The sequence below is a fragment of the Acinetobacter sp. TR3 genome, assembly GCF_027105055.1.
Lineage (GTDB): Bacteria > Pseudomonadota > Gammaproteobacteria > Pseudomonadales > Moraxellaceae > Acinetobacter.
Map to the genome: position 1 here is coordinate 3,010,203 of NZ_CP114264.1, position 15,208 is coordinate 3,025,410.

A 15,208-nucleotide genomic window follows, 5' to 3' on the forward strand; every position below is an offset into this window, starting at 1 on the left:
TAAAAAGGCTTCCGGAAAAGCCTTTTTATTTAAAAAATATCTACTGTTGTTTTTGTAGATCATAAGTAAAGCGAATTACAACATCATCAATAACCTTGTTAAATGCCTCATTAATGGTCATTGGTGCTACATTTTCAACTGGTGCTTTTTTGTTCCCAACAGTCGATAAAATCATATGCGCATAACGCTGAGAAATTTCTTTGCCTTGAGCATCGATATATTTAAATTTAAATTCATATTTATCAGTAACTGCATTACCTACAGCACCAAAAGTCAAACCCGTTAATGCACCTTTCCCAGCAGCTTCGCCTAAATCAGCTACATTGTTTGCTGTTAAATAGATTTTTGCTTGGTTATCATTATTAGATTGAACTATAGGTGAGAATACACCTGTAGCTCTTAAACTACGATCTACACTAGACTGTAATTCTTTTGCCGCTCTTGGAATAACCACACCATTTCTTTGAAATTCTGTAGTTAATACCACCGGAATGGGTTGATTTGGCTTTTTGATATCAGAATAACTAAGTCCTTTATATGCTGGATCAACATAAGACTTAACAGAAAGACACCCTGTAAGTTGTGTAGCAGCAGCCACCCCTAAAACAATAGAATAAAGTTTAATTTTTTTCATAATTTTCCAAAAAGTATATTTACCATTTAATAAATTGAAAATTAATATTAATATTAATAAATTAAAAAAATAAGACTAATTGCGATTATTTTAATAAGTTTGAATCGCTTAACTTCTATAGAGTAAACCGCCTATAAGTTAAATGAGAATAAATCCATTTTTTAATATTTATTAGTTCTCTATAAAATAAAAAAAACCAGCTCGAAAGCTGGTTTTTTAGACAGGAAATTAACCTGTAATCTTTTTATACTTTGTACGTTTAGTTGCTGCTGTATCCCCTAAACGAGACTGACGGTATGCTTCGTATTCTGCATAGTTACCTGTGTAGAATTCTGGCTGTTCATTCTCAAATGACAAGATGTGCGTTGCAATACGGTCAAGGAACCAACGGTCATGCGATACCACCATCACAGTACCTGGGAATACAAGAATTGCATCCTCAAGCGCACGTAAAGTTTCGATATCCAAGTCGTTCGATGGCTCATCCAGTAAGATAACGTTTGCACCTAACTGTAAGATCTTGGCAAGTTGTAAGCGGTTACGCTCACCACCAGACAATTCACCTACACGTTTTTGCTGATCTTGACCTTTAAAGTTAAAGCGACCGATATAAGCACGTGATGCAATTTCGTAATCACCAATTTTTAAGATATCTAAACCACCAGAAACTTCTTCCCAAACGGTTTTGTTGTTATCTAAGGTGTCACGGATCTGGCCCACATACGCAACTTTAACTGACTCACCTAAAGTCACTGTACCTGTATCAGGTTGCTGTTCGCCAGTCATCATACGGAATAGCGTGGTTTTACCCGCACCGTTTGGACCCACGATACCCACAATCGCTGTAGGCGGTACAGTAAATGTTAAGTTTTCGTAAAGTAAACGGCCATCAAATGATTTACTGATGCCTTCAACTTCTACAACTTTATTGCCTAGACGTGGGCCAGGTGGAATATAAATTTCAGAAGTTTCGTTACGCTGTTGGAATTCACGTGAGTTAAGTTCTTCAAAACGCTCCATACGCGCTTTGTTTTTCTTCTGCTGACCTTTGGCATTTGAACGAACCCATTCAAGTTCTTTTTTCAATGCTTTCGCAAAAGATTCTTCTTGTTTGTTCTCTTGCTCTAGGCGAGCATTCTTTTGTTCTAACCAAGAAGAGTAGTTACCTTGATAAGGAATCCCCATGCCACGGTCAAGTTCAAGAATCCACTCAGCCACGTTATCCAAGAAATAACGGTCATGCGTAATCGCAACGATCGTACCAGGGAAATCTTTCAAGAAACGCTCTAACCAAGACACTGATTCAGCATCTAAATGGTTCGTTGGTTCGTCAAGAAGTAACATGTCTGGCTTAGACAGCAACAAACGACATAATGCAACACGACGGCGCTCACCACCTGAAAGCAATGATACATCTGCATCCCAAGCTGGAAGATTCAATGCATCCGCAGCAATTTCAAGCTGATTATTCAGATTATGTGCATCCCAAGCATGGATGATTGATTCTAATTTTTCCTGCTCTTTTGCAAGCGCATCAAAATCTGCATCAGGCTCAGCATATTCAGCAAAAACTTGATCAAGACGTGCTAAAGCATCAAGTGCTTCACGTACACCATCTTCAACGTTACCACGAACGTCTTTGGTTGGATCTAATGGCGGCTCTTGTTCTAAGTAACCGATTTTGATTCCTGGTTGTGCGCGTGCTTCACCTGAGAAATCTTTATCTACGCCAGCCATAATACGGAGTAAGGTAGATTTACCTGCACCGTTCAAACCAAGCACACCAATTTTTGCGCCTGGGAAAAATGATAAAGAGATGTCTTTTAAGATTTCGCGCTTTGGCGGAACCATTTTCGACACTCGATTCATCGTATAAATATATTGGGCCACGCAGGACTCCTCAATTGAAAAACCAATAAATCGCAAAAAGCGAAAAATAATCGCACGTATTATACGCTGAAAACGGGATTAACATGAAGTTAAGATCATCTTTGTTTCATCCAATCAAAGGATTTTCTTTTTCAAGAGATTACACCATCAGGCATATGGTCATAATGACACATAAAAATAGACCGACATTCTATTCATATGAATAAAAACGCAATAAATCGCATAAATTATGCACCATTTTGAATAGCTTTTCGGCTACACTCGATCAGTATTTAACTCACGTAGATGATGTAATCATGACCTATAAAGATGAAACTTTAGCCATTCATGCGGGATATTCACCAGAAGCCACTACAAAGGCTGTTGCTGTACCTATTTATCAAACCACGTCTTATGCATTTGATAATACACAACATGGTGCTGACTTATTCGATTTAAAAGTTCAGGGCAATATTTACACCCGTATTATGAATCCAACCACTGCCGTACTCGAACAACGCCTCGCAGCGCTTGAAGGTGGTATTGGTGCATTGGCTCTAGCCTCAGGTATGGCAGCGATCACCTATTCGATTCAAACAATTGCTGAAGCAGGTGACAATATTGCATCTGTATCCACTTTATACGGTGGTACTTATAACCTATTTGCGCATACATTGCCGAAACAAGGGATTGAAGTTCGTTTCTTTGATTATCAGAATCCCGAAGCGTTACGCTCTATTATTGATGATAAGACCAAGTTAGTCTTTGTTGAATCAATTGGTAATCCGCTTGGTAATATTATCGACCTAGAAGCGATTGCAAAAATTGCACATGAATATGGTGTGCCTGTGATTGTCGATAACACTGTTGCGACTCCTGCTCTATTAAAACCATTTGAATTTGGTGCAGATATTGTCGTGCACTCCCTCACGAAATACATTGGCGGACATGGCAATAGCATTGGTGGTGTCATTATTGATAGTGGCAAATTCCCTTGGGGCAAATATCCTGAACGTTTTAAAGCGTTGAACACACCAGATCCAAGCTACCACGGCGTGAATTATGTTGAAGTTCTAGGTGAAGCTGCTTATATCGCACGTGCACGCGTTGTTCCGTTACGCAATACAGGGGCTGCGATTAGTCCACTAAGTGTATTTTTGATCTTACAAGGTTTAGAAACTTTAAGCCTTCGTATGGAACGCCATACGGAGAATGCACTAAAAGTTGCAAATTATTTGAAACAACATCCAAAAGTAAAGTGGGTCAATTATGCAGGTTTAAGTGACCATCCACAGCATAATTTGGCACAAAAGTATGTGAAAGGTAAACCTTCAGCGATTCTTTCTTTTGGCGTACAAGATGGCTTAGAAGGCGGTACTCGTTTTATCGATGCATTACAACTGTTTACACGTTTGGTCAATATTGGTGATGCCAAAAGCTTGGCATGTCACCCTGCTACCACAACCCATCGCCAACTCAATGCTGAAGAACTTAAATCTGCTGGTGTCAGCGAAGATCTAGTTCGCCTTTCGATCGGTATCGAACATATTGATGATTTGCTTGCAGATCTAGATCAAGCACTCGCTCACGTTTAAACGCCATTAAATCAAACAGCCTCTCTTGTAAAGGCTGTTTGATTTAATAAACTAAAACTTATTTCCCTTTCAACTATCCCTATATTTAGTTTTAGAGTTTTTACTCTAAAAAATTTATTATATTTCAAATATTTACACTAGACAAACAAAAAAAATCGGTTAATATTAATACAAAATAAAGTGCAATGTTTAATCGCAATAAAAAAGCATTGCAAACAACAGCTTGATTAATGTAGGTAACTTACATGAACGCAAAACTCAAAAAACTTTTTCAACAAAAAGTCGACGGGAAAACTATTGTTGTCACTGGTGCATCAAGTGGCATTGGTTTAACGGTATCAAAATACCTCGCTCAGGCAGGTGCTCATGTCTTGTTGCTTGCTCGTACTAAAGAAAAATTAGACGAAGTCAAAGCTGAGATTGAAGCTGAGGGTGGAAAAGCTTCGGTTTTTCCATGTGACCTTAACGACATGGAATCAATTGATGCAGTTTCAAAAGAAATTTTAGCTGCTGTTGATCACATTGATATTTTGGTTAATAACGCAGGTCGTTCAATTCGTCGTGCTGTACATGAGTCTGTTGATCGTTTCCATGACTTTGAACGTACTATGCAATTGAATTACTTCGGTGCAGTTCGTTTGGTATTGAATATCTTGCCACACATGATGCAACGTAAAGACGGTCAAATCATTAACATCAGCTCAATTGGCGTACTTGCAAATGCAACTCGCTTCTCAGCTTATGTAGCGTCTAAAGCGGCATTGGATGCATTTAGCCGTTGTTTATCTGCTGAAGTTCACTCGCACAAAATTGCAATCACTTCGATTTACATGCCGTTAGTGCGTACGCCAATGATTGCACCAACTAAAATCTATAAATATGTACCGACGCTTTCTCCTGAACAAGCAGCAGACTTGATTGCTTATGCGATTGTGAAACGTCCGAAAAAGATTGCAACCAACTTAGGTCGTCTCGCATCAATTACTTATGCGATTGCACCAGATGTAAATAATATTTTGATGTCAATCGGCTTCAACTTATTCCCAAGCTCTACAGCATCTATCGGTGAGCAAGAGAAATTAAATCTTGTACAACGTGCCTATGCGCGTTTGTTCCCAGGTGAACACTGGTAATCTTGTGATTCCGATTTTAAAAACAGCGTATCTCTAGATACGCTGTTTTTTTATGATTTAAACAATTTGTGTGGATGTTGTTTGTTTCATCCAATCTGTTGTTTTTGTAATGGCATCCGCTAAATTCCCTGTCTGTATATCCCAACGTTGTCTAAATTGTTTAAGCGGTTCTAAATCTAGTTGTTCAGTCCTCAAAAAACTTAACATCTCAGCCGACATCTCTAATTGCTTTGCCAACCATGTCCATTTCAAAATTAATCGTAAAATAACCAGCGGCACATGTTGTTTCGGTGCTGAGACATTTAATTGTTGAGCAATCATTTGCGTCAATTGAGAAAGTGGAATCTTTTGTTCTGAGGCAACCAACAATGCCTGATTCGATAAGTTTATATCAGTTGCAGCTTGTGCCATGACTTGGCATAAATCATCCACTCTCACCAAAGGTAAATAATGCTGTGGTGTTGCAGGAATTGCGCTCATTTTCCGACGTTTTAATAGATCAATCATTTGTGCAATCGGCTGATTGTTTGGTATCTCACCTGAAACCGCATCTCCACAGACCGTCGCAGGGTGAATAATCGTCCAATCAATCGAAAGCTTTTCAGCACATTCTATCCAAGCGTAATGAGCCTCAATTTTGGAAGCTTCATACGCTCCCAACTGTTGATACACAGATGACCAATTGGTTCGATCAGGTTGTTCTAAACACACACCCGCCTGTTGCAAATGCGAGAGAATCGTCAGCATATAACCTGAAACATGTACTGCACGCTGTAGATCACAATGTTGTGCTACACAACGAAGTAAGTTTAATGCACCATCGACATTCACAGCACGAGCTTGTTGCATACTGAGATTCCACGCAAAAAGCGCGCTACTGTTATACAGCGTATTCACTGAACTTAATTTTTCCCAATCTTGCTCACTGATTCCAAGCTTTGGTTGAGTCACATCACCTTGAATAAAGCTCAACCTTTGAATCGAGACCTGCTTGAGACTCAACCACTGTTCTAAAATAGCTTGCTGCTGTATCGGATTACGCAATAAGGCAAAAACGTGATGCCCTCTTTTTAATAATTCGGCAATTAAAAATCGACCGACAAATCCTGTTGCGCCTGCAACCAAAGCAATCTGTTGTTGATGAGATTTTGTTTGCTTATTTTCCATTGTACATGCCTTATTTTTCAAGATAGGAATAGGCTAAAGGATGGAGTACACTCAATGGTCAAGGCATTTCTAATCAAATTTTATATAACAATAAAGGTACTATGATGTTAATTGGACAACTCGCAAAACAAACCGAACTCAGTCGGGATACCATCCGTTTCTATGAAAAAATGCAGCTGATTCAGTCCATCACTCGTAATAACGGATATAAAGATTATCCTGAACAAACCTTACAACAATTACACTTAATACGAACTGCAAAAAATCTAGGGTTTTCACTCAATGAAATTAAACAAATTTTAGCACTGACTACACAAGGGGAAATTCCAGCCATTCAAGTACAAGACATTTTCCAAGACAAACTGAATATGATTGATGAAAAAATTGAACAGTTAATGAATATCAAAACCATGTTAAGCCGATTTACACAAGGGGCTGCGTGCCCACTTAGAGCAGATTGCCCTATTCCTGATATAAATTAATTATTTTTCAAAATATTAGAGTCCAAGTTTAATTTTAGTTTCATTTCTGCCTCCTTAAAATTTCTTTTTATTTAAAATATCGCTATAAAAAGCATATAAAATAGTGTCATTTTCATTTTTTTCAGCGGTATATAACATTGATTAAAAGCTAAATAAAAAAGACCTGATTGGATAAAAAAAGGAATAGGAATGAACCAAACATATAGTAAGGAAGAAAGACCCAGCCGTATTAAAGGCATTGTCGGTGCAGCATCAGGGAATCTCGTTGAATGGTTCTATTTTTATATTTATGCCGTTTTTGCTGCTTATTTTACTCATGCATTGACTGCTCCAGACATGGATTCAACCACCAAAGCCATTTATGTCTAGGGAGTATTTGCGGCGAGTTTCTTTATGCGACCAATAGGCAGTTGGTTGGTTGGTCTTATTGCGGATCGACATGGTCGAAAGCAATTTATGGTGATTTCAATTTGCCTTATAGCGCTCAGTTCTTTTCTTTTTGCTGCATTACCGACTTATGAACAAGTTGGAATGTTTGCCCCATTTTTACTCCTTATGGTTCGTTTATTACAAGGTCTATCTGTTGGTGGTGAATATGGTGCTGTTGCCACCTATATGAGTGAGCTAGGCTTAAAAGGGCAGCGTGGATTCTTCGCATCATTTCAATATGTCACGCTATCTGGTGGACAACTTCTTGCCAGTTTACTTGGGGTGATTTTGCTCGGGTTTATGACGGAGCAACAATTAAATGACGGCGGTTGGCGTATTCCATTTGGGATTGGCGGTGTTGCTGCCTTGCTTTCTCTTGCTGCACGAAGTCGCTTAGAAGAAATCTTTCCCATGAAGATGCTCAACGCGAAGAATCAGGAAGCTTAATTGCTCTATTAAAGCAGCATTGGAAAACCTTTCTCTTAGTGGTCGGTTATACCTCGGCGGGTTCACTCACTTTTTATGTTGTGACAGTTTATTCAAAGACCTATCTCACTAATATTGGTGCCCTCATATTTAAAGATGCAGGCATTGAAAATATCTTCTTTATCTATGTCATTTTTATGCTGATGATCTGTTTCTTCTGTAGTTTGGCATTACCGAAAAAACCTGAATATTTGGAACATGATCACTAAATAAATCGAGTATCAACAAAACTACATTGTCTTTCTCAACTGTAGTTTTGTTGATATAGGATTTCACAATAACTTCAACACGCACGTCATTTCATCTATTCATTTCAATACAAACACCAATCCATAAAAACAAGACAAACTCAAAATAATCGTCAACAAGGTGTGGCGGACTTTATATGCAATCAAAATCGTTAAAATCGTGGCAAGAAAATATGGATTCAGTAAAGTCGAACGAAATGCCCCCTGCTCATCCATAAACACAATCGGAGTCGCAATTGCCGTCAGTAAACACGGCGCAGAATATTGCAAAGACTGCTGAAACCATTTGGGTAAGCGCAAAGGAAGATTAGGTTCAAGCAAGATATAGCGATTCATAAACACCACAATTGCGAGAATAATCAGGAGAAACCAAGTCATGCTGTACGCTCCCTAAAATTCTGCAAGCAAGTTGCCGCAAACATTCCAATCACACCTGCCATAATCGCGGCACTTTTAAAACCTAAGCTTAGAAAAACAACAGTGAGAATCACTGAAACCAATACCCCAACCAAAGTATTTAAGTTTTTAATAAATGGAACCACAATTGCGATAAATGTCGCAACAATTGAAAAATCGAGATGATATTGATCTAAATTAGGAATGGCTGAGGCAAGAAAGACTCCACAAGCACTAAACAGAACCCAACATAAATAAAAGCAAAGTCCTGCGCCTAACAGATAGTGAATATAATGCTGTTGCTTTTTAATACTCACAGCAAACAATTCATCAGTTAATAAAAAGCCCAATATCAAACGATCTTTTAAAGGTTGCTTAGAAATATCTTCACGTAAATACAGTGCATATAAATAATGCTGTGTGGTGATCAGAAAAACAGAAATAATAATTGTGAGCGCAGGCGTTCCTGCCATGACTAAACCTAAGGTCATTAATTGTGCTGCACCAGCAAAGACCAGTGCTGACATCCCAATCGCTTGTAAAGTCGTTAGCCCTGCTTGAATCGCCATTGAGCCTGCGAGTAAACCCCACGGCAACACCGCAAAACACAATGGCAGTATTTTGATCACTCCATTTAAAAATGCCCGTGATTCGGTCATCGGAGTGTCATCTGTGCTTTCACCTAACATCAACATCACAATTATTCATTAAAGAAAATAGACTATGCCAAAAATTGCTAAATGAAGATTGTATAAAATTGCTATTTTATTTGAGATAAGCGATATAACCGCCTGGGGTAATGCCAAAAGCTTGACGAAAATGCCGACTAAAATGACTTTGATCCGAGAAACCACACTGTTGTGAAACCTCAGATAAGTTCAATCCTTGTCTTAATAATCTTTGTGACTTCTGTAAACGTGCTTGAATGAGCCATGCATGCGGTGAGAGTCCAACATGCTTTTTAAATTGACGTAAAAAATGCCACTGGCTGAGATTTGCCATTTCAGCCAATTCGATAAGTGAAAACTCTTGCTCAGGCATACTCGCCATTAATTCTTTAATATTTAAGATACGTTGTTTGGCATTACTTAGATCAGTGACTTGAGGCTTGGTTTGGCTATATTTTGAGATTAGCCAAGCAATTGTCGATAAAAATAAGGTTTGTTTAAGCAGCTTATTATTCGGTTGTTCAAGTAAATCAAAGAGTAATCTGAGTTGCTGTGCCAAACCTTCATCATGCAATACTGCTTCTCTAAACCACGGTGCTGTGCCGTGTACAGTGGTGAGATCACGGGTTAATTCATGGAAAATTTCGGGAGTCGGATAAATCGCGCGGTAACGCCAACCAGTATCAACCGCAGAAGAACCTGTATGAACTTCATCAGCATTGACTAAAATAATATCGCCTTGTGGCGCAACATGATTTCCGCCTGTGCGATAAAACCGCTGTGCCCCTTCTTCGATGACACCGATACAAAATCCTTCATGAACGTGTCGTGAAAACTCCTGCTGAAAGTAACTGGCTTTCAACATTTCTAAACCACCCAATTCTTCAAGGTGTAAGTAATCGACTTGTTCTCGAGGTCTGCGTGACATCACGACCTCCTAAGGCATGTATGCATCATTTCAGGTTAACGCGATTTAGATAGATTTATAGAACAAAATTGCTTTTTTATAACTCAATCACTTTATTAAATCATCTTTAAGCAAAAAGAAAAAACCTCCCAGAAGGGAGGTTTTTTTAAACGAATTTGAAATTATTTAGAACCCTTAAGCCCTGCTTGTAATAACAAAGCACCTAAACCACCAATTTTTTGCTCTTGTGGTTTTTCAGTTTTTGACTTGTTATTTTGCGGGCGCTTAAAGTCACCTTCTTTGCGTGGTGGACGTTGACCTTGAGGCTTACGCTCTGAACGTTCAGTTCGCTCTTGCTGTGGACGCTGTTGCTGACGTGGCGCTTTAGCAGGTGCAGAACCTTCTGCACGCATACTTAAATTCACACGATTACGCTCCACATCCACTTGCATCACACGCACTTGCACAATTTGACCTGGTTTCACCACTTTATGCGGATCAGAAACAAATTCATTCGCAAGTTCAGAAATATGCACTAAACCATCTTGATGCACACCCACATCCACGAACGCGCCGAAGTTGGTCACATTGGTCACTACACCTTCAAGCTGCATGCCTTCAGTGAGTTGCGCAACTTCCGTAATATCTTCACGGAACTTGGCAGTACGGAACTCTGGACGTGGATCACGCGCGGGCTTTTCAAGTTCAGCTAAAATATCTTGAATCGTCGGCAAACCAAATTTGTCATCCACAAACTCATCTGCTTTGACTTGGCGAATGATTTCAGTATTACCAATAATATCTTTTACCGTTGTCGCTTTTGCTGCAACAATCTTTTCAACAACGCCATAACTTTCTGGGTGAACTGCTGATGCGTCCAATGGTTCAGAACCATTTTGAACACGTAAGAAGCCTGCTGATTGCTCAAAAGTACGCTCACCTAATCGTGGCACTTTTTTCAAGGCTTGACGGTTGTCGAAACGACCATGTTCTTTACGATATTCAACGATTTGCTGTGCAATCGATTTATTTAAACCTGCAATATATGCCAAGATCGCTGGAGATGCGGTATTCACATCCACACCCACCGCATTCACACAGTCTTCAACCACTGCATCCAGTGTTTTTGCCAAACCAGTTTGATTCACATCATGTTGATATTGACCCACACCAATTGATTTAGGATCAATTTTAACGAGTTCAGCTAATGGATCTTGTAAACGACGCGCAATTGAAACCGCGCCACGAATTGAAACATCTAACTCTGGCAACTCTTGTGAAGCCAATTCACTTGCTGAATAAACCGACGCCCCTGCTTCACTGACAGTAATACGTGTCAGATTTAAATCCGTATTGGCAGCCATCATTTCAGCTACAACTGCTTCGGTTTCACGGCTTGCTGTCCCGTTACCAATCGCAATAAGTTCCACGTGGAACTCTCTGCATAAACGAGCTAACTCTGTAATTGAGCCTTGTTTATCTTCTTTCGGTGCAAATGGGTAAATTGTGCTATGTGCTAGAACATCGCCTGCATCACTCACAACCGCAAGCTTCACGCCTGTACGGATACCAGGATCAACACCTAAAGTGGTACGACCACCTGCTGGTGCAGAAAGGAGTAAATGACGTAAATTTTCAGCAAACACATCCATTGCTTCAGCTTCAGCAGCTAAGCGCTTATCAGTCAATAATGAATGTTCGATTTGCGGACGAATCTTACCAAGCCAAAATAATTTTGCAGTTTGTTTTAAATAATCTTGACGGCTTTGTGGTTGAATTTGATCAAGATTATATTCAGTTTCAATACGAGCTAACGGCGTATCATCTTCGCCGTCCACTTTTAAACCCAATACATTTTCTTGACGACCACGTAACATCGCCAATAAACGATGAGAAGGTAATTTATTTAGGTTTTCAGAAAACTCAAAATAATCACGGAATTTTTTACCGACTTCTTTTTTCTCTTCAGAAGCAACCGCGCTCTTAAGAACTGCTGTTTTAGAAAAAATTTGTTTTAATTCAGTGGTTAATCCAATATTTTGTGCCCAATCATCAATCAAGATATGCTGAATTGCATCAAGTTGGCTTTCGATATCTGGGTAATCTTCATGACTAAAACCTGCCAATGCATCAGTCGGATCAACTTGATCGGCAATAATTTTTTCAGCTATTGGACCTAAACCAGCTTCTTTTGCTTTAAATGATTTGCTGGTGCGTTTTGGACGGTACGGTGCATAAATTTCTTCTAATGCATTTTTCGTTTCAGCCGCATTTACACGTGCTAATAAATCATCGCTTAATTTATCTTGTTCTTGTAAAGATTGAATCACCTTTTCACGACGCTCATATAAATCACGTAGATAAGTTAAACGTGTGTCGAGTTGGCGTAATTGCGTATCGTCTAAGCCCTGCGTGACTTCTTTACGGTAACGTGCAATAAAAGGAACGCTAGCGCCTTCATCAATTAAACGAATAGCAGCTTCTACTTGGTTTGGACGTACGGCAAGTTCATTTGCCAACTGCTGAACTAAGTCAGTCATCGTGATTGATTCCACAAGGGTTAATTCTAAAAGCACTGATTATAAAGTCCGTGACTATAAAATCCACTATTGTTTTTTTGAATATTTTTAGAGTAGATTATGCTAATTGATAAATACTTATAAAATACTAAGAATTTTTCGCCTAAATATTGAAAAATAGATCGATTGTCATAATTTTACCTGTATACATTTGGTATCTATCTCTTGATTTTATTGGCAATATTTGTTGCTTTATAACATAGCCAAAACTGTGCAATGAATCGTATACTCCCTAGCATTGCATAAAGACGATGACAATAAACGATAAAGGAGCACATCATGAGTTTAGTTGTACCTGCCGAATCGACGGAAACCGTACATCATGAGACAGATCGCGTCGAACGCATTTTAGTGGTCGATGATGATGTGCGTCTGCGTACTCTATTACAACGCTTTTTAGAAGATAAAGGCTTTGTGGTAAAAACAGCCCATGATGCAACACAAATGGATCGTTTACTACAACGTGAATTATTTTCGCTTATCGTTTTAGATTTTATGTTGCCTGTTGAAGATGGTTTAAGTATTTGCCGTCGTTTACGTCAGTCTAATATCGACACGCCTATTATTATGCTGACGGCACGTGGTAGTGATTCTGACCGTATTGCGGGTCTTGAAGCGGGTGCAGATGATTATTTACCAAAACCATTCAACCCAAATGAACTATTAGCACGAATTCGTGCCGTTTTACGTCGCCAAGTCCGTGAAGTACCAGGTGCACCAAGTCAACAAGTTGAAGTCGTAAGTTTTGGTCCATGGTCGCTCGACCTTTCTACACGTACTTTAACGCGTGAAGGTCAGGTGGTCACGTTAACGACAGGTGAATTTGCAGTATTAAAAGCTTTGGTTCAACATCCTCGCGAACCTTTAACTCGTGATAAATTGATGAATTTGGCACGTGGTCGTGAATGGGGTGCGATGGAGCGCTCGATTGATGTCCAAGTCTCTCGTCTACGTCGTTTAATCGAAGATAATCCTGCGCGTGCCCGTTATATTCAAACAGTTTGGGGTGTAGGTTACGTATTTGTTCCAGATGGTGCAGAGTAAGCTTAGGAAATTCTTCATTGAAACTTGAACCAATTGATCCACAAGCATTTACAGATTTCGCGACTTATTCAGAAAGACCGCGAACAAAATGGGAACGTTTTTTAGATAAAATTAAACCACGTTCTGCGGCTATGCGTACCACGATCTTGGTATTGTTCACGGTCGTTTTTAGCTTGTTTATGTCCTTGTGGTTCTTTTGGCGAACGTTATATTTACCAGAATTACAACAACATGCGCGTTATCTCGCCATCGAATTAGAGTTAGTCAATAATCCTGATATTCGGATTCTACATCGTGATACAGAAGTTGATGTCGATACATGGCTCAAAAATCGAATTGGGATTGAATACATTACCGATCCCAAAGAATTTCCTGTAATCGAAAATAAATTCCTTGCTGAACTATTTACTGATCAAATTGAAACCAAACTCGCCAAAGAGTTAGGTGTTCAGCAAGTTACCGTTTACTTCAAATTCAAACCGATACCACGTATTTGGATTCAAACGCCTGAAATGCAAGGTAACTGGGTGCGTGAACCACTAAAAACATATACCAACTACAGTGTGGAACTGATTGCAGCATGGCTATTTGGCGTTCCAATTATTTCTTCAATTATTATTTTAACGCTTGTCCGACAAATGAATCGACCATTACGTCGATTACAGAATGCTGCCAACAATTATAGTAAAACTGGTAAAGCACCTTATCTTGACACCAATCATGGCCCACTCGAAATACGTCAAGTAAACCAAGCATTCAACCATATGGTATATACGCTTGAGCAAACTGAACGCGATCGACAAATCATGCTAGCAGGGATTTCACATGATTTACGTACGCCACTGACGCGTATTCGCCTTACTGCAGAAATGCTCCCAGATGAGTTTTTCCGCGAAGGTCTAATTTACGATGTAGATGATATGGATGCGATTCTGAATCAATTTATTTCGTATATGCGAGATGGATCTGATGAAGAACTATCACAAACCAATATCAATACATTGCTTCAAGAAGTCGCTGTACAATTTAAGCCTTTAGATATTCGTTTTGAAGCACAAGAGCTCCCCATCATCCCTGCGCGAAGCCTATCCTTAAAACGTTTGATTGCGAATTTAGTCAACAACGCCAAACGTTATGGCGCAGAACCAATTGAATTATCGGCAAGTCATGTTGATGATCATATTCTGATTACCGTCGCTGATCATGGTGAAGGTATTCCACCCGATCAAGTTGAAGAACTCATGCAACCCTTTGTTCGTGGTAATTCAGCACGTACGATTCAAGGAAGTGGCCTCGGCTTAGCCATTGTAAAACGTATTGTTGACATTCATCAGGGACAAATTAGCATTCGCAACCGCGAGCAAGGTGGTTTAGAAGTGGTGATTTCACTTCCACTCAACCATGAAAATCTTGAAGAATCTCAAACGAATGCGATTGATAAAATTAAACAGACCATAACTGGACATTTTTAGAACAATTGGTGATGGAAAAATAACTCGTTTTATCTCTAAAAAAATATCACGAATTTCACATATTAGACCTTAGCCGTAGTCCAATTCCCTTTTCAAGTT

12 protein-coding genes and 1 pseudogene are annotated in these 15,208 nt (G+C 39.2%); 6 read left to right on the forward strand and 7 right to left on the reverse strand.

What is annotated here, in order from left to right:
* Window positions 1-40: 40 nt before the first annotated feature.
* Both O1449_RS14440 and ettA read right to left on the reverse strand, forming a co-directional pair.
* On the reverse strand, window positions 41-634 hold the full coding sequence (locus tag O1449_RS14440) for a hypothetical protein (protein WP_269238662.1): 594 nt from the start codon (window positions 632-634) through the stop codon (window positions 41-43).
* Between the two features lie 228 nt (window positions 635-862).
* Window positions 863-2,524: an energy-dependent translational throttle protein EttA gene (gene ettA, locus O1449_RS14445; protein ID WP_269229421.1), complete on the reverse strand. Its 1,662-nt coding sequence runs from the start codon at window positions 2,522-2,524 to the stop codon at window positions 863-865.
* Between the two features lie 296 nt (window positions 2,525-2,820).
* On the opposite strand from ettA, the gene O1449_RS14450 reads away from it, so the two are divergent.
* Together O1449_RS14450 and O1449_RS14455 are read left to right on the forward strand one after the other, a co-directional pair.
* Window positions 2,821-4,098, forward strand: a complete 1,278-nt coding sequence (locus O1449_RS14450) for an O-acetylhomoserine aminocarboxypropyltransferase/cysteine synthase family protein (RefSeq protein ID WP_269238663.1) — start codon at window positions 2,821-2,823, stop codon at window positions 4,096-4,098.
* 245 nt (window positions 4,099-4,343) lie between these two features.
* Window positions 4,344-5,231, forward strand: coding sequence for an SDR family NAD(P)-dependent oxidoreductase (locus O1449_RS14455; RefSeq protein WP_249570953.1), 888 nt, complete (start codon window positions 4,344-4,346; stop codon window positions 5,229-5,231).
* Between the two features lie 57 nt (window positions 5,232-5,288).
* Here the strand turns inward: O1449_RS14455 and O1449_RS14460 are convergent, their stop codons facing one another.
* The gene (locus tag O1449_RS14460; RefSeq protein WP_269238664.1) at window positions 5,289-6,398 is read right to left on the reverse strand and encodes an SDR family oxidoreductase; all 1,110 of its coding nucleotides are present in this window, start codon (window positions 6,396-6,398) and stop codon (window positions 5,289-5,291) included.
* Between the two features lie 104 nt (window positions 6,399-6,502).
* Between O1449_RS14460 and O1449_RS14465 the strand changes: the two genes are divergently transcribed.
* Together O1449_RS14465 and O1449_RS14470 are read left to right on the forward strand one after the other, a co-directional pair.
* The gene (locus O1449_RS14465) at window positions 6,503-6,880 is read left to right on the forward strand and encodes a heavy metal-responsive transcriptional regulator (protein WP_269239720.1); all 378 of its coding nucleotides are present in this window, start codon (window positions 6,503-6,505) and stop codon (window positions 6,878-6,880) included.
* 189 nt (window positions 6,881-7,069) lie between these two features.
* A pseudogene (locus tag O1449_RS14470) lies at window positions 7,070-8,004 on the forward strand (MFS transporter).
* A gap of 99 nt (window positions 8,005-8,103) precedes the next feature.
* On the opposite strand, the gene O1449_RS14475 reads toward O1449_RS14470, so the two are convergent.
* From O1449_RS14475 to O1449_RS14490, 4 genes are all read right to left on the reverse strand, one after another.
* Window positions 8,104-8,421 carry an AzlD domain-containing protein gene (locus tag O1449_RS14475; RefSeq protein ID WP_269238665.1) on the reverse strand — a complete coding sequence of 106 codons (318 nt, stop codon included), beginning with the start codon at window positions 8,419-8,421 and terminating at the stop codon, window positions 8,104-8,106.
* Window positions 8,418-9,128 carry an AzlC family ABC transporter permease gene (locus O1449_RS14480; protein WP_269239721.1) on the reverse strand — a complete coding sequence of 237 codons (711 nt, stop codon included), beginning with the start codon at window positions 9,126-9,128 and terminating at the stop codon, window positions 8,418-8,420. Before O1449_RS14480 ends, O1449_RS14475 begins: the two co-directional genes overlap by 4 nt.
* Before the next feature lie 76 nt (window positions 9,129-9,204).
* Complete coding sequence (locus O1449_RS14485; protein ID WP_269238666.1) at window positions 9,205-10,035, reverse strand: AraC family transcriptional regulator; 831 nt, start codon at window positions 10,033-10,035, stop codon at window positions 9,205-9,207.
* Window positions 10,036-10,196: 161 nt separating this feature from the next.
* Window positions 10,197-12,554 carry a Tex family protein gene (locus tag O1449_RS14490; RefSeq protein ID WP_269238667.1) on the reverse strand — a complete coding sequence of 786 codons (2,358 nt, stop codon included), beginning with the start codon at window positions 12,552-12,554 and terminating at the stop codon, window positions 10,197-10,199.
* Between the two features lie 318 nt (window positions 12,555-12,872).
* Here O1449_RS14490 and ompR point away from each other — a divergent pair, with 318 nt between their 5' ends.
* Together ompR and O1449_RS14500 are read left to right on the forward strand one after the other, a co-directional pair.
* A complete protein-coding gene (gene ompR, locus O1449_RS14495) occupies window positions 12,873-13,637 on the forward strand; it encodes an osmolarity response regulator transcription factor OmpR (protein WP_004657337.1) in 765 nt (254 codons plus the stop codon).
* Between the two features lie 17 nt (window positions 13,638-13,654).
* Window positions 13,655-15,109 carry an ATP-binding protein gene (locus tag O1449_RS14500; RefSeq protein ID WP_269229415.1) on the forward strand — a complete coding sequence of 485 codons (1,455 nt, stop codon included), beginning with the start codon at window positions 13,655-13,657 and terminating at the stop codon, window positions 15,107-15,109.
* Window positions 15,110-15,208 lie beyond the last annotated feature (99 nt).